Here is a 21305-nt window from a genome sequence, read left to right on the forward strand (position 1 = left end):
CGGGGAATAGCAGAGCCCCGGCGGATCGTTAGCAAAAGCAATGACTTCTGCGAACGAACATGACGATGTCACCGACCGGAGAGCCCGTGCCGTCCGCGCACGGGCTGGCCGAAGACCTGCGCATCTCGATCGCGCGGCTGTCGCGCCGGCTGCGCACGCTGAGACCCGTCCCCGCCGCGGGCGCCGGCGCACCGGGTCCGCTGTCCCTGACACAGTTCGCCGCGCTCGCCGCACTGGAGCGCCATCGGTCGATGACCCCGCGGGAGCTGGCCGATCACGAGAAGGTGCAGCCGCCCTCGATGACCCGAGTGATCGCGTTCCTGGAGGGTCGGGGGCTGGTGGAGCGCAGCCCGCACCCGACGGACGGGCGCCAGGTGATGCTGAGCGCGACGGCGGCGGGACGGGACCTGCTGGCCGAGGAACGGCGCCGCAAGGAGGCGTGGCTCTCGCAACGCCTGGGCGAGCTGACGCCGGACGAACGGGCGATCCTGCGGGAGGCGGCCCCGATCCTGGACAAACTCAGCCAGGCCTGACGCCGGCGGCCGGTGGGACGTTCCGGTCGCTGCGCAATCGCAACTACAGGCTCTTCACCGCCGGCCAGGTCGTCTCCAACACCGGTACCTGGATGCAGCGGGTGGCCCAGGACTGGCTCGTCCTCGAACTCACCCACGGCAGCGGCGTCGCGCTCGGCATCACGACCGGGCTGCAGTTCCTGCCGCTGCTGCTGTTCGGGCTCTGGGGCGGTGTGATCGCCGACCGCTACGCCAAGCGCCGGCTACTGATGATCACCCAGGTGTCGATGGGCGCGCTCGCGCTGGTCCTCGGCGTGCTCGCCTTGAGCGGGACGGCGCAGGTCTGGCACGTCTACCTGCTGGCGTTCGGCCTCGGGCTCGCCACGGTGATCGACAACCCCGCCCGGCAGGCGTTCGTGGTCGAGATGGTCGGCAAGCGCGATCTGCCCAACGCCATCGCCCTCAACAGCGCCACGTTCAACGGCGCGCGGCTGCTCGGACCGGCGCTCGCCGGACTGCTGATCGCGGCGATCGGCACCGGCCCGGTCTTCCTGGTGAACGCGGCGTCGTTCGGCGCCGTGCTCCTCGGGCTGTACGCGATGCGCGAGCGCGAGCTGAACGTCGCCGAGCCGGTCGCCCGCGCCAAGGGGCAACTGCGCGAAGGGCTCCGGTACGTACGCGGACGCCGTGACCTGATGCTGGTGCTCGCCCTCGTCGGCTTCGTCGCCACGTTCGGCATGAACTTCCAGATCACGGTCGCGCTGGTGGCCCGCGAGGTCTTCCACACGGGCGCCTCCTCGTTCGGCCTCGCCTCCAGCATGCTCGCGCTGGGCGCGCTCACCGGGGCGCTGCTGGCGGCTCGCCGCGTCGCCCGTCCGCGCCTGCGCCTGCTGCTGGCCTCGGTCCTGGTCTTCGGTGTGCTGGAGGTCATGACGGGGCTCATGCCGACGTACACCACGTTCCTGGTGATGCTCGTCCCGACCGGCATCGCGCTCATGACCTTCACCACCGCGGCGAACGCCATGATGCAGCTGAGCGTCGAGCCGGAGATGCGCGGCCGCGTGATGGGCCTGTACATGCTCGTCTTCATGGGGACGAACCCGCTCGGCGCCCCGATGGTCGGCTGGATGGCGCAGGCGTTCGGCCCCCGCATGACGATCGTCTTCGGCGGCGTCGTCGCCGCGCTCACCGCCCTCGTGGTCGCGGTGCTGGCCGCTCCGCGCGAGTCACGCAAGGTCGTCCGCGTGCCCGCGATGCTGGCGAACCGGATGACAGCGGGGCGGGGCTACTGACACTCTTTGACGGTCATTGCTCGGCATGCCGGGGTTCGCCCGGTTTGGTGCCTGCCGGCTACTGATGCAGGGTGCTGCTCGTACGGAGGAGGGGTGGGGCACGGCGATGGCCGTTTCGATGGAGAAGGGCCAGCGGATCTCGCTGGAGAAGCCCGGCGACACGCTGACGATGGTGCGGATGGGGCTCGGCTGGGACGCGGTGAAGAAGAAGGGCTTCTTCGGCGCCCGCCAGCAGGAGATCGACCTGGACGCCTCCTGCGTGCTGTTCGCCGACGGACGGCTCGCCGACGTCGTCTACTTCGGCAAGCTCGTCAGCGACGACGGCTCCGTCCGGCACACCGGCGACAACGTGACCGGGCACGGCGACGGTGACGACGAGTCGGTGCTCGTCGACCTCGGCCGCCTGCCGGTGCACGTCACCTCGCTGGTGTTCACGGTCAGCTCGTTCAACGGCCAGACCTTCGACGAGGTCGACAACGCGTTCTGCCGCCTGGTCGACGAGACCGGCGGCGGGGAGCTGGCGCGCTACACGCTCACGGGCGGCGGCGGGCACACGGCCATGGTGATGGCCCGGCTCTACCGGCACAGCAGCGGCTGGAAGATGGCCGCCGTCGGGGAGCCGAGCCAGGGCCGCACGTTCGAGGACATGCTGCCGACGATCACCGCGCACGCCTGAGCGCGGACGATCCCCGGATGACAGAGCTGCTGCGCGGGGCCAACGCCCCGCTGCCCGCGCGTCTTCTCGCCGTCGTCGTCACCTGCGCGGTGCCGGTCGACGTGAGCGCGCTGATCGTGGGTCCCGGCCGGCGGGTGCGTTCGGACGCGGACCTGGTCTTCTTCAACGCCCCCGAGGCGCCCGGCGTGCGCTGGTCGGACGCGGGCGGCGGCCAGCGCGTCGACGTCGACCTCGACGCCGTGCCGGGCGACGCGGACGCCGTGGTGGTGGCCGTGAGCCTCGCCGGGCCGGGGTCGTTCGGCGCCGCCGCGCCGCCCCGCCTGGAGGTCGTCGGCACCGACGGGGCGACGCTGGTGGCGTTCACCGTCGACGGGCTCGGCCCGGAGAAGGCGATCGTCGGGTTCGAGCTCTACCGGCGCGCCGGTGCCTGGAAGGTGCGCGCGGTCGGGCAGGGGTACGCGGGCGGCCTGGCCGAACTGGTCACCGACCACGGCGTGGAGGTCGAGGATTCCGGCGAGGACGACACGTCCACGCAGCCGAGCCCGCCCCCCGCGGCGCCTTCGTTCACCCCGCCCGCGGGCTTCCCGGCCGCGGCGACCGCTCCCGCATCCGCGGAGCAGCGGCAGGAGCCGCGCCAGCCGGGGTCGCACGAGGTCGGCTACGTCGAACGGTGCTGGTTGGTCTGGGAGGACGCGAGCCGTTCACTGTCGGCGTTCCGGGCCGCCACCGAACACGCGCTCGTCATCCGCAACGACGAGATCGCCGGGCGCGCGCCGTCCGGCCGCTACCAGGAGCTGATGAACGCCGCGACCGAGCGACTCCACGCCGACGCCGCGCAGCTGCGCGACGAGCTCGCGAGCCGCGACCCGTTCTCCACGGCCGACGTCGCGCCGTTCTCCGGACCGGCCTGGCTGACCTGGCAGCCGCGTACCGACCTGGCCGACGGCGTCCTGCTGGGCGGGCTGTCGGTCGACGAACTGCCCGGGCTCCAGGTGCCGCTCGTCCTGCGCATGCCGTGGCGGCGCGGGATCTGGATCTCGCGCGGCGCGCTGCCGGGCGACTCGATCGCGTACGCCTGGTCGCTGGTCACCCGGTTCTTCGCCGCCGTGCCGCCCGGCGTGGCGGGCGTCGAGGTCATCGACGCCGCGGGCCTGGCGGGCGCGGGCTGGCTCAACGACCTGGACCCGGCCGGAACGGTGCTGCGCGAGGTGCTGCTCGGCGGAGGCGTCGCGACCGGGCCCGCCGCCGCCGAACGGCTCGGCCGCCTGCTCGACCTGATCGATCTGCGCGGTGTGGGCGCCGACGAGTCCGAGCTGCCCACCGGCCCGCCGATCAGGCTCGCCGTCATCCTGGACGCGGGCTCGATGCTCGACGGCGACCAGGCGCACCAGGTGCTCCGGCTGGTCGAGGACGGTCCGCTGGTGGGCGTGCCCGTGTTGCTGGTGGAGACCGACACCCCGGCTTCGGAGTCCGTCCGCGCGATGAGGGTCCGCCAGGTCTGCAACAGCCTGCCGTCCATCCCCGGCAGCGTCGCCGACGGGTGGGTCGGCGCGGACTGGACGCTCACCCCGGACGTGCTGCAGGACGCCGGTGACGGCACGCGGCCCCCGTCCCTTCTGGCGCACGTGCTCGGCGCTCACGCCCGTACGATCGCGTCGTACGGCGGAGAGTCCCAGTCGCTGGGGTGACCGGACCGGGTTCGGGGCGTGACAATGCGGCTCATGTGCTGACAGGCTGTGCACGTGGCGATGCGCATCGGGCACCTGGAACGCCGATGAGACTGTTCGTCGCGCTCGTTCCGCCGCCGGAGGTCCTGGATGAGCTCGACGAGTTCCTGGCTCCGATCAAGGCCGACTGGCCCGCCCTCAAGTGGATCCGCCGGGAGCTGGTCCACGTCACGCTGACGTTCCTCGGCGAGATCGACGAACGCACGCTGGAACGACTGCTGCCCCGGTTGGAACGTGCCGTGGGCCGGTACGACCGGCTCTCGCTCTCGCTGGCGGGCGCGGGCGCCTTCCCTGGCAGCGGCGCGCACGCCCGCGTCATCTGGGCGGGCATCTACGGCGACCGGCGCGGCCTCGCCCGCCTGGCGGCCTCGACGACGGCCGCGGGCCGGCGCGTCGGCACCCTGCCCGACAAGCACCGGGGGTTCCGTCCCCACCTCACGCTCGCGCGCTCCCGCCAGCCGGTGGACGTGCGGCCTCTGGTGGAGGTGCTGTCCGCGTTCGCCGGCTCCTCCTGGACAGCGAGCTCGGTCCACCTGATGCGCAGCCATCTGCCGGGCAAGGACAACCCGCAGCCGGTGTACGAGCCGCTGAAGACGTGGTCGCTCCGCTGAAACGATAAGAGCGCAGATGTGGCCGCTGTACGCGGCCGGGTTCACCACCGCGTTCGATGCCCATGGCATCGCCGCCAACCCCGGTTCCGAGGGCGCGGTCACCTCGGTCCTCGTGCTCGGCGGCTTCCTCGCCCCGTACGACGGCGCCGAGGCCTTGCTCAAGCCCCTCTTCGGCTCCCTCGCCGACCGCGTCGGAGCCCGGCCCTTCCTGCTGGGCGGGCTCATCGCGTTCGCCGTGGCATCCGCCCTCTACACCGCCGTGGACAGCACCGCCTACCTGTGGGCGGCGCGGCTGGGCCAGGGCGCCGCCGCCTCCGCGTTCAGCCCCTCGGCCTCCGTGCTGGTCGCCCGCCTCAACCCGTCCTCGCACGGCAGGGCCTTCGGCTCGTACGGCTTCTACAAGTCCATCGGCTACACGCTCGGCCCATTGCCCGGCGGGGTCCTCATGTGCGCCTCCTCTTCCTGACCCTCACGGTCCTGGCCGCCGTGGCCGCCCTCTGGCCGCGCTCTCGGTTCCTGTCGTCCCGCCCCTGCCCAAGCTCGGCAGACGGTCCTCGACCTGGCCCGCCGCCTGTTCGACCCGAACCTTCCTGGGCCCCACCTCCGCCCTTGCTGCGGCGACGGCTGCCCTCTCCGTCGGCGTGGGCTTCCTGCCCTGTCCGGCGCCGCCGCGGGCATGGGCACGCTGGCCACCAGCGCGGTCGTCTCCGTGCTCGCCGGCTGTGCCGCGGTCGTCCAGTCCCGGACGGGCCGCGCGCTCGACGCCGGACATATCACCGCCCGGCGCGGCATCCTCATCGGCCTGGCCCTCACCGCCACCGGCCTGGCCGCCGCCATCCCCGGACTGCCCGGAGTCCTGACCGCAGCAGGCCTGATAGGCACCGGCACCGGCCCGATCACCTCGCTGGGCTTCGCCGCCCTCGCCGCGACCACCCCAGCCTCACACTTCGGCCAAACCTTGGGAGCCGCCAAAGTGGGCCGCGAGCTCGGCGACGCGGGCGGCCCCCTGCTGGTCACTGCGGTAGCCACCGCAGCGACCCTCACCTACGGCTACGCAGTCCTGGCCCTCCTCCTGGCCGCACTGGCCTTGGTCTTCATTGCCATGCGAGGCGGATGACCTATCCGTCAGGTTCTATAAAGGAAAGTCGGTCTGCCATCAAGTCACTAGCGCGAGCGAATGTCGTTTGGTCGACGACCATCGTTGACTCGATTCCTAAACTCGCTGGTCAACCTGTCCAAGGTGTCGCATCGTGACTCACTGTGATGTTGATAGACGCCCTTCCACGTGGCCTGCTCATCCGAACTAGAGAGACGTGCAGTTCAGGGCGTCGGTTGACAAGGATGCAGAGTGACGAGCGTCACATTATTTCCTGGAACTTGATCTTTCAGACCAGAGCGCTGTCACGTTAAGTTAAGCCGACTTTATTCCGGCTTTACTGTGTGTTGGGGTGTCTGTGGCTACTCGGCATCGACCAAGGTCAGCGGCTTCTCACTGCCATTCCTCCGTGTTTCTCGGAACTCGTCCCCGGGCCTTGGCCGCAGTGATCTCGGCTGCGCTGGTGGCCTCGTTGATCTCGGCTGCACCGGCGGGGGCGTCGCCATCAGAGGTGGAGTCCACGCCAGCTCCGGCGCCAGAGCTCAGCGCGTCGGTGCGGGCGAAGGAGACCGGGCGGCCGGTGGAGGTGACCGAGCAGGCGTCCGAGACGACAAAGCTGAGCGCGCTGCCGGACGGTCAGTTCCAGTTCGAGACCTCGCCGGTGCCGATTCGAGTGAAGCGGAATGGAACCTTCCACGACGCCGATCTCACGCTGCAACGCACAGGGGCTGGGATCGCCTCACGGATGTCGGTCAACGGCGTCTCGTTCGGTGCGGGCGGCAACGATGTCTTGGCGACTATGACGCGGGACGGCAAGTCCCTGACTTTGACATGGACAGGGGCCAAACTGCCCGCCCCTGTCCTGGACGGTGACAACGCCACCTACGTTGACGCCGGCGGTGCCGGGGTCGACTTGGTGGTGCGGTCGACTCCGACCGGGTGGAGCCACTCTGTCGTCGTACGGACTCCGGAAGCGGCGAAAGCCCCCGGCCTGGCCAAGATCAAGTTCGGCATCCGGGCGTCCGGTGTGAAGCTGAAAGAGCTCTCGGGGGAACGCCTGGCCGCGGTCGATGCCACCGGCAACGAGCTTTTTGCCGCACCTGCACCGTTGATGTGGGAAGGCACTGAGCCCGCTGGTCAGAGGCCGATCGCGAAGTCCGCGCCGGAGGAGGTGGCGGCAGGGCCGGCACCGCGGGCCACGACCAAGCCGATGGCGGTCGAGGTCGGGTCCGGGTCGTTGGCCCTGGTGCCCGACCGTAAGCTGCTCACCGCGGCCGACACCAAGTTCCCGGTCGTCCTGGATCCTTCCTGGCAGACCTGGAACGGCGACCGTGAAGCCGACAACGACGGTCATGGCGCCTGGAACTCCGGCTGGGCCTATGTCGACCGGACCTTCCCCGATGCCAAGTATTGGAAGCCGGACCGGTTGCCCACCGGGCGGGAGGTCGAGGACGGGACCGACAAGCGCTCGTTCATCCGCATGGACGCCTCGAAGCTGCACCAATGGTCGGGCAACGTCAAGGTCAAGGTCAACGACGTGGCGATCACGTTCGACACCCTGCACGCCTGGTCATGCACGCCGCGGGATGTGCGGCTGTTCAACACCGGGCACTTCGACTCGTCGACGACCTGGAACTCGCGTCCCGGCGAGTCCGTCCCCTCGGGGTCGGGCTGGGACAACGGATGGCTGTCCAGCGCCTCGGTCAGGGTCGGCAGACCCGAATGCGGCAACGACAATGGCGCCAACGACGCGAGGTTCACCGGCGGAAACCTGGTCCGCATGCTGCAGTGGGTGACCGACTACAAGTGGGACATCTTCAACCTCGGGCTGTATCCCGACAAGGACTACGACGACACCCACACCTGGAAGGTGATGGATGTCGATCCGCGCATGGTCGTGAAGTATTCACGTGTCCCCCTGGCACCCAAGGACGTCCACTTCAAGAACGGCGGCACAACCAAGAAGCCGTGTGTCCAGGGTGCCAACCGCCCCTGGGTAGGACTGTCCAGAGACCGGACGCTGCACGGCAGCTTCACCGACTATGACGGGGACAGCGCGGGGGGCGCCGAGGGCCAGCTCTTGCGTGCGGAGTACGAGGTGGCGCCCCTGGGCAAGCCGGCGGAGAGCTGGAACCGGTACGACCCGCCGGATGGCAAGTTCCGGAAGGCGGCCGCTGACGGTTACCTCCACGGAACCCTGACGATGGTCAAGGGAGACGAGGCCCCCACCAGCCCGGACGGCGGGACGGGCTTCATGTGGCGAGTCCGCGGCCAGGACGACACGCAGTTGTACGGCCCCTGGTCGGCCTGGTGTGAGTTCGTGATCGACGGCAAGCGGCCGAACCAGCCTACCGTGACCTCCGCCGAGTACCCGGAGGGCAGGACCGGCGGCTACGACGCCGAGGGTCGTAAGTACAAGCCGGGAACGTTCACCTTCGGTCCCGGTGGCTCGGGCGACGTGGTGAAGTTCTTCTACAAGTTCTCCGACGGCAGGTCGGGCACCCTGGACAAGATCGCGCCGGGAGCGTCGGCGACGACTCCCGCCTGGACCCCGAAGCGATTCGGGTGGCAGTGGCTTGAGGTGACCGGATACGACCGTGCGGGGAATCCGAGCCCTGTCAAGAAGTACGAGTTCGGTGTCGAGCAGCCGCCCCGGGACGCCGGCTGGGCGATGGACGAGACGAGCGGGAACATCGCCCACGCGGTGGCCGGCACCGGGACCGCGAACCCGAACGCGGACATGGTGTTCAGCAGCGGCACGGCGATGAACCAGCCGGGGAATCTCGCCAAGGTGCCCGCGGACCGCTCCGTTCGATTGAACGGTGCCCAGTTCGGCGAAGTCCGGCCCGGTACGGGACCCGATGGCAAGCCGGTGCCCTTGGTGGATACCAGCAAGCGGTTCATGTTCTCTACCTGGGCGAAACTCGCGACCACCACCGGCGACCAGATCGTCGTCAGCCAGGCGGCAGCTGATGGGAGCGTGTTCGAACTCGGCTGGATCGGAAACCGGTGGACCTTCCGGCACCGGAAAGCCGACGGCACCGAGATCGGCAAAGTGAGCAGGAATCTCCCGCAGGCGGCCGACGGCACTCCCTGGACTTCTCACTGGGTCTCGTTGATGGCCGGGTACGACCCGATCAAGAGTGAGATCTGGCTTCGCACCCAGGCGGAGGGCGAGACGAAGGTCTGCCCTGTGCCTGCGGAACCATGGAACTGCACGACCAAGCGAGTGATGCCGGAGGAACTGGCAGCGGCGACCACGACCTGGGTACCCGCGGCCGGAACCGGATCACTGCTGTTTGGGACCACGACCACCGCCACCGGGAAAGGCTCGTACTGGAACGGGTGGCTGGACGACTCGCAATTGTGGCCGCTCGCGCACCCGGACGAGTCGGTACTGCGGGCCATCTACGGCGAGTCGATCCAGGATCAGCAGTTCGCCGGAGAGACGCTGCGGCTGGTCAACGTGAATTCGGGGCAATGCCTGGACGTCGTCGATGCAAGCGGAGCCAGCCAGGCCAACGTGCAGCAATGGATCTGCAACCGCGGAGAAGCCCAGAACTGGCAGTTCACCGACGCCGGGGACGGCTACTACACCTTGACGAACCCGAACAGCGGTAAGTGCCTTGATGTCGATGCCACGGATGGCTCAGGCACGGCAGACGGACGCAACGTGTGGCAGTACGACTGCAACGGCAATCCCGGCCAGCTGTGGAAGGCCGAGAAGAAGGCCAACGGCTACTGGCTGAAGTCCAAGCGCAGTGACAAGTGCCTGACTGTCGAAGGCGGCAGCATGGGATCCGCGGCGAACGTGCTGCAATGGTCGTGCGGGGACCCGGTGCTGGACGAGCAGCTGTGGAACATCACCGATCAGAAGTTCCACGAGCTCGACGGAGTCACCTACCGTCTGCGGAACACGTCGAGCAACAAGTGCATGAACGTGCTGGGCGGGTCGACCACCGACGGTGCCGATGTCATCCAGTGGACCTGCGAGGGTTACCCCTGGGAGGACTGGAAGTTCGTCCATCAGGGCAACGGCTATTACACGCTCATCAGCGTGAACACCCTGAGCGATCCCAAGACCGCCAAGTGCCTCGAAGTGGCCGACGGTTCAACGGTCGCGGGCGCCAACATCCGGCAAGGGCTGTGTGAACCCGGAGCGCAGCACCAGAGCTGGAAGGTGACGCCGATCGCGGGCGACGGCAAGGACGGCTACCAGCTCATCGCAGCGCACAGCGGACAGGTCGTCGAGGTCAAGGACGCCTCAGCCGACGATCTCGGCGATGTCGTTCAGAACGTTCCTCGGGAGCCCGTCGAAGCGCATCAGGTGTGGAAGCTGAACTGCCTTCCCGGCTCGGAGTGGCGCTGCGCCTAGCCGGCTGCAGTCGATCCGGCGAAGTACTGGCTCATGTACGGCGACGTGTGGATGTGAGGCGTCAGTGAGTGGTGTGCTGAGGGTGCTCGGCCGAGCACGCGGAATGATCGTACTGGTCGCCCTGATGACCTCACTGGCGCTGTTCACCGGAATGATCGGTGAAGCGGCGGCGGCGGTCCGGCCCAAGTTGTCAGAGTGGGGCAAGGACCGCCGTCCCGGCACCCAGAAGACACCTCGAATCGAGGGGAAGACGCACAAGGCCGGCACGCCGAAACTCCCTGGCCAGGCCGGCACGCCCATAGACAAGCAGATCCCTGAGCCGACGTGGCCGGCCAGCGGACAGGTCACCGCGGACCTTTCCGCGATCAAGCCGGATGCCAGCACCGCGGCGCCGTGGGTCCAGGCTGGCAAGCTTCCGGTCTGGCTCACCGCGCCGACTCCGAAGCGGGGCGTTCAATCGAGCACCAGACCGGCGCCTTCGAAGGTGAGGGTCCAGTTCGGCGATCAGAAGCTGGCTGAAGCGGCCCGTACGGACGGTGTCCTGGTGACCCTGTCTGGCCAGGAGGCGGGCCGGGCCAAGGTCGGGCTGAACTACTCACAGTTCGCTACCGCGCATGGTGGTGACTGGGCATCGCGGCTGCGTCTCGTGCGATTGCCCTCGTGCGCTCTGACCACTCCGGCCAAGCCCGAATGCCAGAAGCGGACTCCGCTCCCGACCTTGAACGATCCCAAGACCAAGTCACTGTCCGCCGACGTGGACATACCTGCTGGCTCGGTCACACCGGAAGCCCAGACCGGTGCCGTCGTGCTGGCGGCGGAGGCGGGCGCGTCCGGTCCTGGTGGTGACTGGTCCGCCACCCAGCTGACGCCGGCGTCCAGCTGGAACGCGGGAACCAACACGGGGGAGTTCTCCTGGTCCTATCCGGTCCGGTTGCCTCCCGTACCGGGTGGCCTGCTGCCGGAGATCACCATCGGGTACAGCTCGGGGGCGGTCGACGGCAAGACGGCCGCGGACAACTCCCAGGCGTCGTGGATCGGCGATGGTTTCTCGTATTGGCCGGGCTTCATCGAACGCAAGTACAAGCCCTGTATCGATGACGGCCACACCTCTGGGGACCTGTGCTGGGGCCGGGACAACGCGGTGCTGTCCTTGGGAGGCAAGGCCACCGAACTGCTGTACGACTCGGGCTCGAAGTCGTGGCGGCCCAAGAACGACGATGGCTCGAGGGTCGAGCGGCTGACCGGTGCGGCCAACGGGGACGACAACGGCGAGTGGTGGCGCGTCACCACGATGGACGGCACCCAGTACGTGTTCGGCAAGGACCGTCCGGACGACTGGTCGACGGGCAAGACCGAGACCAACTCGGCGTGGACGGTTCCTGTCTTCGGTGATGACTCCGGAGAGCCCTGCTACGACGCCACCTTCAAGGACGCGCACTGTCCGCAGGCATGGCGGTGGAACCTCGACCATGTGATCGATCCGCACAAGAACACGATCACGTACTACTACGGCACCGAGACCAACAACTACACGCGCGTTGAGCAGTTCTCCGGCGGCACCAAGTACACCTCCGGCGGCTACCTCAAGCGCATCGACTACGGCCAGCGCCAGGGCGAGACCTATGCCACGCCGGCCACCGCCCGGGTCCGGTTCGATGTCGCCGACCGCACCGACTTCCCTGACGACCAGATCTGCAAGGACGGCGACACCTGCGGTTTCAAGAAGATCTCGCCGACGTTCTTCGACCGCAAGCGCCTGACCAGCATCACCACCGAGTTGCTGACGAACAAGACCGCGGGTACCTACAGCCCGGTCGACGTGTACGACCTCGGCCAGACGTACCAGAACGGTGTGCTGTGGCTGCACACCATCGACCAGACCGGAAAGTACGGCACCGACACCAAGGCCCCGCAGATCACGCTGACCGGTCAGCTGATGCCCAACCGCGTCGTGACCGGGCGCGGGGGCAGTGGTGTGGACGCGCTGCCCGGATTCGATCGGCCGCGTCTGGTCGGCGTGAACAACGGGACCGGGTCCACCACCTCGGTCGGTTACTCAGATCCGTACGTGACGCCGACCCCGGCGGGCGAATGCGTCTATTCGGCGGGCAACATGCCCGAGCCCAAGTCGAATACCAAACGCTGCTTCCCCGTCAAGTGGACCGACCCCAACGGCAAGACGATCGACGACTGGTACCACAAGTACGTCGCCAGCTACGTCATCGAGTCCGATGACACCGGAGGGTCTCGCTCTCGCATCACCGACTACACCTACGTGGGCGGTGCCGCATGGCGGTACGCCGAAGACGACGGGCTGACCAAGGACAAGTGGCGGCACTGGTCGCAGTGGCGCGGCTACAGCAAGGTTCGCACTGTCGTCGGTGATGGCAAGAACGGCGAAGTCCAGTCGCGTACTGAGACGACTTATGCCCGCGGTATGGACGGGAACTACCAGGGCAAGGGAGTCACCCCTTCCAACGTCACCATCAACGACTCCAAGAACCTGCTCAATACGATCGACGACATCGACACCCTCGCCGGTGTGGCGATCGAGACACGCACGTTCAACGGCTCGTTCGACACTGACGCCGAGGTGACCGCCAGCGTCTCGATGCCCAAGTGGCAGCGCACCGCCACCCGTACCTTCAAAGACACCAACGGCGACGACGACATCACGGTGTACGCCGGCTGGGTCAAGCCCGCGTGGACGAAGGCCCGCTCCCGCAAGGCCGACGGCACCGATCGTTATACCGAGACCTACAACACCTACGACCCGCGCGGCCGTACCGTCGCCGTCGACGATGAAGGCGACCCTGGCACCGCCGCCGACGACACCTGCACTCGCACGGTCTACCCCAGCGGTCTTCTCGGCAGCAATCAGATCCCCATCGAGACCCTGCCGATCCGGACTCTGAAGGTCGCCGTCGACTGCGACAACGGCGCCAGCGACGAGCCCAACCTCGTCCCGGGCGACATGATCTCCGACGTCAAGACCATCTACGACGGTGGCAACTACGGCGACTTCCCGACCAAGGGCGACGACTCACGCGTCGAAACACTCACCAACGTCTCCGCCGGGCGCTCGGTACTGGCCCCCACGGTCACCAACATCCACGACCGGTACGGCCGTGTCACCTCCACCACCCAGGTCGGCGACCCCGCCACCACGTCCGACGATCGCACCACCACCTCGGGCTACACCGACGCCGCCGAAGGCTGGCTGAAGTCCTCCACGGTCACCACTCCGCCGGTGAACGTCAAGGGGACGGCGACCCGGTTCACCACCACTACCGAGTACAACCCCGCGCGCGGCACACCGACCAAGGTCACCGACACCAACGGCCGCGTGGCCGAAGCCGTCTATGACGGAATGGGCCGGATCGTCCAGGCCTGGCTACCGGGCAACAGCAAGAGCTCAAACCCGGACCGGCCTTCCACGATCTACACCTACGCCTTTCCCGCCAACGGGAACCCGGTTTCGATCACCACGAAGACCCTCCGCAAAACGGACCCGAACACCTACGACACGTCGGTTGAGGTCTTGGACGGGCTGCTGCGTCCGCGCCAGTCCCAGACCGAGGCACCCGGCGGTGGCCGGATGGTGACCGACACCAAGTACGACAGCCGGGGGCTGGTCTTCAAGGCCAACGCCCCGTACGCCATGTCCGGCAACCCGTCCAGCGTGCTCACCAGCGCTGACGACAACCAGGTGCCATCCCAGACAATCAGCACATACGACGGCATTGGGCGTCCGCTGACGGCCACTCTCTTCAGCAACTCCACCAGGAAGTGGACGACCACCAACCAGTACAAGGGCGAGCAGAGCATCGTCATCCCGCCCAACGGGGCGATGCCGACGATGAGCATCACCGACGCCCGCGGACGCACGGTCGAGACCCGCCAATACAAGACCGCCGACCTGTCCGGCGCCTACCTGGCCTCCACCTATTCCTACGACGGCGCAGGCCGTCAGCACGAAGTACGCGATGCCGCTGGCAACGTGTGGAAGACCACCTACGACGTCCAGGGCCGTCCGGCGACCACCATCGACCCCGACAAGGGCGCCACCACCCTCACCTACGACCACTTCGACCAAGTCGCCACATCAAAGGACGCCCGCGGTACCACCCTCACCAAGAGCTACGACAAGCTCGGCCGGACCCTGGAGGTCAAGAACGGCTCCACGCCGCTCACCTCCTACATCTATGACACCCTCCCCTACGCGCTAGGCCTGCCGGTCTCGTCCACCCGTCACATCGGCGCCGACAAGTACGTCACCGCCATCACCGGATACGACGGGCTCTACCGCGCCGAAGGCACGTCCATCACCATCCCGGCCTCCCAGGGCACGCTAGGGAAGACCTACACCACCACCCAGTCTTACAACTTCAACGGAAGCCCGCTCTCAACTACCTATCCGGCAGCCGGCAACCTGCCGGAGGAGAGGGTCACCACCGAGTACGACGCCGACGGGCTCCCTGAGTGGTCGCACGGCCTGGCCACCTACGTCGCCGACACGATCTACAACTCGCACGGCGACGTCACCCAGCTGTCGCTGGCCGCGGTCTCCGACAAGTTCATTTGGCAGACCTTCGACCGTGACGAGGCCACCCAGCGCCTCACCCGCGCCACCACCAAGCGCCAGACCTCCACCGCGACCTACGACGTGGAGGCCAAGTACGACTACACCGACTCCGGGTCGATCAAATCGATCCTGACCAACACCGTCAGTCAGGCACCCGACCGGCAGTGCTTCAACTACGACTACGCCCAGCGCCTGACCCAGGCCTGGAGCTCCACCACCAACTGCGATACCGCGCCCTCAGCGACCACGGTCGGCGGACCGGCCCCGTACTGGACCACCTACGAGTACGACGCCAACGGCGAAAAGATCGGCGCCCGGACCAAGGAAATCCAGCACGCCTTCAGCGGCGGACCCGCTAGCGACAAGACCCGCACCTACACCTACCCGGCCTCCCTCGGTGGCAGCGGCCTGAATAGCCCGCACGCCCTCAAGAGCGTCACCGAGACCCAAGGCCCGAACACCCGCACCGACCTCTACTCCTACGACGAGACCGGAAACACCACGACCCGGCCAGGTCAAAAGCTCATCTGGGACGCCGAAGGCAACTTGTCCAAGGTCACCGATACCTCCGACAAGGAATTGGCCAGCTTCATCTACGACGCAGGCGGCAGCCGCCTGATCCGCAAGGACAGCACCGGCACCACGCTCTACCTGCCAAGCCAAGAGATAAGGCTCTCCTTCACCGGCGCGGTCAGCGCGATCCGCTACTACAGCCACGGCGGCCAGACCGTCGCCTACCGCACCGGCACCTCGAACTCCACCGTCCAGTTCCTCCTTCCCGACTACCAGGGCAGCGCCGACGCCACCGTCAACGCCGTCGCCCAAGACACCTGGAGCCTGCGCCGCTTCGGCCCCTTCGGCGGAGAACGCCAAAGCCCCATCGGCACCTGGCCCACCCAGATGGATAAGGGCTACGTCGGCGGCACCAAAGACGCGTCCACCGGCCTCACCCACCTAGGCGCACGCGACTACGACCCTGGCACGGGCCGCTTCATCAGCGTCGACCCCATGTTCAACGCCGAGCTGCCCGGCAGCTGGAACGGCTACGGCTATGCCGAGAACAACCCGATCGACCGCAGCGACCCCAGCGGCATGTGCTCCCCTGAAGCCGGCTGCCCCCACCACCCAGAAGCCGTCTGCGGCACCTCCTGCGACAGCGACCACGGCGGCCAAGCCAGAAACAGCAGCGGCGCCCCGGTCTACCGGACCCCGGTCTTCTCCCCACAACCGCAACCCCCGGCCAAGCCCCCGTGCACCAGCTGGGTCTGCAAGGCCAAGAAGGCCACCGGCGGCTTCGTCAAGAAACACAGCGCCACCATCGCCTCAGTCGCAGTAGGCGTCGGCTGCGGAGCCGCCGTCGGCTGGACGGGCGTAGGCGCCGTCGGCTGCGCCGCCGCCGCAGGAGCCGTCTACGGCGCCATGAGCCATGCCCAGAACACACCCCGCGATCAATGGAGCGCCAGCGGCTTCCTCAAAGCCACAGCCACCGGCGCCGCCGTCGGTGCGGTCACCGCCGGAGCCATGGGCCTGGCCGGCCGCGCAGCCGCCCCGCTCATCTCAAGAGTCGCGCCGAAAATCTCCAGCAAGATCAAGTTCGGCTCCGGAGGCAAGGGAGGCAGCCCAGCCAAGGGCAACCCCGCCGCCAAGGCCGCACCAGCCTCAGCCAAGAAGACCAACTCTTCCTCCAGCGGTCGCTCGGCGGCTTCGACCTGCGCAAAGAAGAGCTTCGTCCCAGGCACCGCCGTACTGATGGCCGATGGCACACAGAAAGCGATCGACAAGCTAAAAGTCGGCGACAAGGTGCTGGCCACCAACCCGGAAACCGGCAAGACGGCCCCTCAGACAGTCCTGAGCACCTTCGCCAGCGCCGGTGTAAAAAACCTCGTTGCACTCACCATTGACCTCGACGGTGGACGCGGTCACAAGACCGGCACGCTCACCGCCACTGACAACCACCCCTTCTGGCTCCCTGACCAGAAGCAGTGGACCGAGGCCGGGAAGCTCAAGCCCGGCATGTGGCTCCGCACCAGCGCCGGCACCCACGTCCAAATCACTGGGCGCAAGACCCGGACCGGCTACCAGCGCGTCCACAACCTCAGCGTTGACGTCGACCACACGTACTACGTGGCCGCAGCTGCCACACCGGTCCTCGTTCACAACTGCGGAAACCATCCAGACGATCGACCCGGCTTGGACTTCACGGATGCCGGTCGGCAGCAGGTCTACGATGACAACGCAGCGCGCAACGGGGGGCAATTTCTCTGCGAATACTGTGGTCAGGAGGTAACCCGCCGCGCATCGATCATCGGAGGGGTGCGTCAACGCGGACTCCCTGATGATGCTCAGATCGACCATGTACGGCCGAGATGGGCCGGAGGTTGTGGCTCCCCGCACAACGGCTGTGTCGCCTGCAGGACATGCAACAGAGACAAATGGACAAAGACGCTCGAGCAATGGGACGATGAACTTCGTGACTTCCTGCCCAAGCCCTTGGCTGATGCCAGGCATCTAGGCTTGATCACGATATAAGGATGTAGCTGGTGTCTATGCCCGAAAAGCGTCCCCCCGGGAAGTTTCTCGTAGCGTTCGACCTTCAACCGATTTCAGAAACCTGGCCGCCATTCTCTACCGAACGTATCTGGGCAAGAAAGGGAACGGGTCCCTATCAGCTCGTTCTGGAGAATATCCCGTTCTTCGTCAGAGGGTTGGCCTGCGGAGATGTCATCCGTGCCAAGCCTGACCACGAGCGACGGGAGCTGGTTTTTGCGGGCGTGGTCGCCCATGGCGGAAATTCGACCATCAGGCTGATCCTTCGGAACGGCGAAGAGAGTTTTCAGAGTCGCGTGCTGGCCATCCTCGCTGAAGCTGGATGCGAGTGGGAATTCAGCTCGGTGAAGTCTCACTTGGCTGTGAATATTGCTCCGCAAGCTGACTATATGTCGCTGCGATCGACGCTTGTCAGCCTGATTGAAACGGGGGATCTGGAAGTGGAAGAGGCCTACATTGCGGAGAACCATCGTCCTGCCTGACCGTGACCACGGGTAGATCGACCGACGTCGAGAGTCTTCCGACGGTGTCACGATCGGGGCGGCGGGCGACTTGAGCGGTCAGAGCTCGGGGGGCGGTGGGGCGGGGCGGTCGGCGTCTGGTGGGCCCCAGGGGAGGCCGTACTGTTCGCAGGCGCGGCGGAGCTCGGTGAGGTCGGGCGGGAAGGTGACTTGGCGCAGGACGCGGCCTGCCGGGCTCCAGACCACCAGGCGGGGCATGCGGTCGGTCGAGTCGTCGATGCCGACGCCGCCGACGCGGTCACGGTCGAGATCCCATTCGACGCGGCCGCGGCGGGTGATGACGGCCAGGCCGGCGGACGAGACGCGCAGCTGGGCGCGGTTGCGGTCGTAGAGCCAGTAACCGCCGAGCCCGATGAGGAGGCCGGCGGGCATCGACCAGCTCGCGGTCGTCAGGATGCCGCCGAGGTCGGGGCCGAGCCAGACGGCGCCGAGGAGGGCGACCAGCTCGCAGAGGAGCATGCTCATCCCGTACGTGCCGATGCGGGACCGCCGGGTCGCGTCGAGCAGGATGCCGGGGGCGGTCACGGGGCCGGGCGGCGGGGAGAGTTCGAGCTGGGGAAGCGTGACGGACGGGGCGGAGGCCGAGAGGGTGGACACCGCCGAGTGGAAGGCGGCGCTGAGGTAGGCGTCGTACTCGGCGTCGGTGATGGGGAGCCCGGCGCGCCGGGCGGCCTCGCGGAGGTCGGTGCGGGAGATCCGGAGCGCGGAGAGCGGCGCGGCGAAGAACTCGTCGCCGTCGGAGTCGTAGAGGCGGACCCAGGCGTGGCCGCCGATCGTCAGCAGCTCGATCCCGCCGATGCGGTCCTGCGGCATGCGGAGCACGACGTCGCCCGCCGCGTCGGCCCAGCCGAGGCCGTCGTCGGCGACGACCAGCCGGCCGCCGGGAACCTGCGCGAAGACGTCCGGCAGGCCGTCGAGGCCGTAGTCGGGCGTGCGGGGCGGCCGGGTCGCGGCGGTGATCACGCGGAGGCCGTGGTCGTCGAGGGCGTGCGCGAGCTGGAACGCGTCCAGTCCGTGCGCGGGCAGGCGGGCGACCAGGCGGAGCCGGTGGTCGAACGCGAGGACGGCGAGGGGCGCGGGCCTGGGGTCGCCGGAGACGGGATCGGCGCGCAGACCGGGGCCGAGGACGAGCGCGGCCACGTCGGCGGCGGCGACCTCGACGTTCAGCCGGGGGCCGCGGACGTGGAGGCGTTCGCCGGTGATCTCCCACTCGACGTGGTCGCTGCGCAGCAGCCGGCGCCGGGCGACGAGCACGGCCGCGATCGCGGTCAGTGCCCAGCAACCCGCGGCGAGGCGGGGACCGAAACCGTCGGCGCCCTCGACGGCGATGCGCGCCACCATGGTGACGCCCAGCAGGCCGGCGAGCCCGCCGAGGACGGCGATGCGGCGGCGGCTGGGCAGGGGGGCCGGCGACGAGAGGTGGACGGGCGGGCCGGGGGAGCGTTCGGCGGAGGGCTCATGGGAGGCGGCCAGGAGCTGGGCCTCCTGGTCCATGAGGCGCTGCTCGGCGACGTGGTCGCGGGTCAGGCCGGTGTCGTCAAGCCCGGGCACGCGCGGGCCGTCCTCGACCGCCGGGTCGAGCAGGTCGGCCGCCTCGCCGTCCAGGATGTGCATCGGGATGCCGAGGCGGCGGGCCGTCACGAACAGGGCCAGCGGCTCCATCCCCATGGCCGACACCTCGCCGACGGCGGTGCGGCCGAACTTGTGGAAGACCGTCAGGACACCGTCGTCTGAGGTCAGGGCCAGGCCCTCGATCCGGGACCGTTCGTAGCGGACCCCGCCGGGACCGACCCGTTCGAGCCCGTCCGCGGTCAGGCGCCAGTACGGCCGCGTCCGCCGGCCGCGTGCCTCGGGCGCGGCGCCCAGCAGCCACGGTGCGGCGGCCACGGCGGCGATCAGGGCCGCCCAGAGCCAGACCGGGCGGATCGGCAACAGGGCGAGCGCCACCGCCAGCAACGAGAACGGTCCCGCGGCCACCGGACGCCATCGGCCCCCCGGCCCGCGCAGGCCGGCAAGCTCATGCTCCACAGTTCCCATCCTCTCCGGCGCCTCGCGGGGCCGTCGCCTCCTTCCGACGATCCGATGGTGTGCTTCAGGTCCGTTTTCGTACGACGCCGTAGCCGACGGCCGCGGCGATGCCGAGCACGAGGAACATCCCCACGCCGGTGCTCTTGGAGCCGCGGCCGCCCTCGCCGCCCCCGTCGCCGCCGCCTCCGGTCTTGGCGGCCGGGGACGGGATCGCGCCGTCGGGCAGGGCCACCTGGTACACCGGCTGGTCACCGCCCTCCGAGCCGACGAGCAGGGACCTGCCGTCCGGCGAGTACGCGACCGACTCGCCCTGCTCCTGGGCGGGCAGCCCCACGGTACGCATGGATTTGCCCGGCCTTCCGTCGTCCTTCACGGAATAGATTCGCGCGCCGAAGTAGGTGCGGATGACGAAACTCCGGCCGTCGGGCGCGAAGGCGCCGTCGGTCGCGATCGCGGGGGCGTCCCCGACCTTGCGCAGCTTGTTGTAGCCGCTGCTCCGCAGCCGTGCCGGCGCCTCGTACAGCGCCCCGGAGAACAGCTTGCTCGCGACGTACAGCCGGTTGGTGCGCGGGTTGATCATCACCGTCTCGGCGTTGCGCGGGCCGTCCTCGTACTTGAGCTTGAACGCGGTGGCGCGGACGGTCTGGTTCCGCAGCCGGGCGGGCTCGGGAATCCGGTAGACCGTGACGTGCGGCCACGCGCCGCCGAGATTGTCGCCGATGTCGGCCACGTAGATCGCCGGGCGGCCCTTCTCGTCCTGCCCCACCGCCATGCCCTCCCAGTCGCGGGCCTGCGCGCCCGCGAGCGAGAGCACGGCCCTGGTCGAGCCGTCGGGACCCAGCGCGAAGATCTGCGCCACGCCGCCGGAGTCGTTGTGCGTGTAGGTCACGCCCGCGTGCCGCCTGCTGAGCGCCAGCCCGCTCGACTCGTTGATCCGGGGATCGGAGATCTTGAACGCCACCTTGGGATCGCGGGCGCCGCCGACCGAGCCGGACGCGGCGGACGCGGCGGACGCGGAGGTCGTGGCGCCGGCGAAGGTCACCGTGCCGGCGAGGGTGAACGCGGAGGCGAGGGCGGCGGCGGATCGGGCCGGCCGGGCTCGGGGCGGCGGTTGCGATCGCATGAACTGATCTTCCCCGGTCCGGGCCATGTCGGTCAGATCCTCCACGCCGTTCCCGTGCGGACCGGACCCGGCCTCGGTGGCGTTCAATTCAGCAGCGCACCGACGACCACCGCGAGGACGAGCGCGGTGAGCACGGTGGGGAGCAGCCATTGGGGCGCACGGTTCACGTTCTGAGCTTATTCGCCCGGGGGGACGGCTCGAACCGGGAGCTC

The 21305-nt window shown here is 68.5% G+C and carries 12 protein-coding genes; 10 read left to right on the forward strand and 2 right to left on the reverse strand.

Annotated elements, in window-relative coordinates:
- Positions 1 to 65: 65 nt before the first annotated feature.
- The 10 genes from ABD333_RS45765 to ABD333_RS45810 all read left to right on the forward strand — a co-directional run bounded on the left by ABD333_RS45765 (position 66) and on the right by ABD333_RS45810 (position 17903).
- Complete coding sequence (locus ABD333_RS45765; protein WP_344549200.1) at positions 66 to 533, forward strand: MarR family transcriptional regulator; 468 nt, start codon at positions 66 to 68, stop codon at positions 531 to 533.
- The gene (locus ABD333_RS45770) at positions 530 to 1804 is read left to right on the forward strand and encodes an MFS transporter (RefSeq protein ID WP_344549226.1); all 1275 of its coding nucleotides are present in this window, start codon (positions 530 to 532) and stop codon (positions 1802 to 1804) included. Before ABD333_RS45765 ends, ABD333_RS45770 begins: the two co-directional genes overlap by 4 nt.
- Before the next feature lie 106 nt (positions 1805 to 1910).
- Positions 1911 to 2480: a TerD family protein gene (locus ABD333_RS45775; RefSeq protein ID WP_344549201.1), complete on the forward strand. Its 570-nt coding sequence runs from the start codon at positions 1911 to 1913 to the stop codon at positions 2478 to 2480.
- Positions 2481 to 2497: 17 nt separating this feature from the next.
- Complete coding sequence (locus tag ABD333_RS45780) at positions 2498 to 4168, forward strand: TerD family protein (RefSeq protein ID WP_344549202.1); 1671 nt, start codon at positions 2498 to 2500, stop codon at positions 4166 to 4168.
- 86 nt (positions 4169 to 4254) lie between these two features.
- On the forward strand, positions 4255 to 4818 hold the full coding sequence (gene thpR, locus ABD333_RS45785) for an RNA 2',3'-cyclic phosphodiesterase (RefSeq protein ID WP_344549203.1): 564 nt from the start codon (positions 4255 to 4257) through the stop codon (positions 4816 to 4818).
- A 16-nt stretch (positions 4819 to 4834) separates the two neighbouring features.
- Entirely contained in the window at positions 4835 to 5284 is a 450-nt protein-coding gene (locus ABD333_RS45790; protein WP_344549204.1) for an MFS transporter, read from the forward strand.
- 210 nt (positions 5285 to 5494) lie between these two features.
- Positions 5495 to 5935, forward strand: a complete 441-nt coding sequence (locus tag ABD333_RS45795; RefSeq protein ID WP_344549205.1) for a hypothetical protein — start codon at positions 5495 to 5497, stop codon at positions 5933 to 5935.
- A 559-nt stretch (positions 5936 to 6494) separates the two neighbouring features.
- Entirely contained in the window at positions 6495 to 10289 is a 3795-nt protein-coding gene (locus ABD333_RS45800; protein ID WP_344549206.1) for an RICIN domain-containing protein, read from the forward strand.
- A gap of 103 nt (positions 10290 to 10392) precedes the next feature.
- Positions 10393 to 17403, forward strand: coding sequence for a polymorphic toxin-type HINT domain-containing protein (locus ABD333_RS45805; protein WP_344549207.1), 7011 nt, complete (start codon positions 10393 to 10395; stop codon positions 17401 to 17403).
- Between the two features lie 17 nt (positions 17404 to 17420).
- Positions 17421 to 17903, forward strand: a complete 483-nt coding sequence (locus ABD333_RS45810; protein WP_344549227.1) for a DUF4265 domain-containing protein — start codon at positions 17421 to 17423, stop codon at positions 17901 to 17903.
- 78 nt (positions 17904 to 17981) lie between these two features.
- On the opposite strand, the gene ABD333_RS45815 is transcribed toward ABD333_RS45810, so the two are convergent.
- Together ABD333_RS45815 and ABD333_RS45820 are read right to left on the reverse strand one after the other, a co-directional pair.
- Entirely contained in the window at positions 17982 to 19970 is a 1989-nt protein-coding gene (locus ABD333_RS45815; RefSeq protein ID WP_344549208.1) for a hypothetical protein, read from the reverse strand.
- Between the two features lie 64 nt (positions 19971 to 20034).
- Complete coding sequence (locus ABD333_RS45820; protein ID WP_344549209.1) at positions 20035 to 21093, reverse strand: hypothetical protein; 1059 nt, start codon at positions 21091 to 21093, stop codon at positions 20035 to 20037.
- Positions 21094 to 21305 lie beyond the last annotated feature (212 nt).

Origin of the sequence: Actinomadura fulvescens, from assembly GCF_039533225.1 — a bacterium.
Lineage (GTDB): Bacteria > Actinomycetota > Actinomycetes > Streptosporangiales > Streptosporangiaceae > Spirillospora > Spirillospora fulvescens.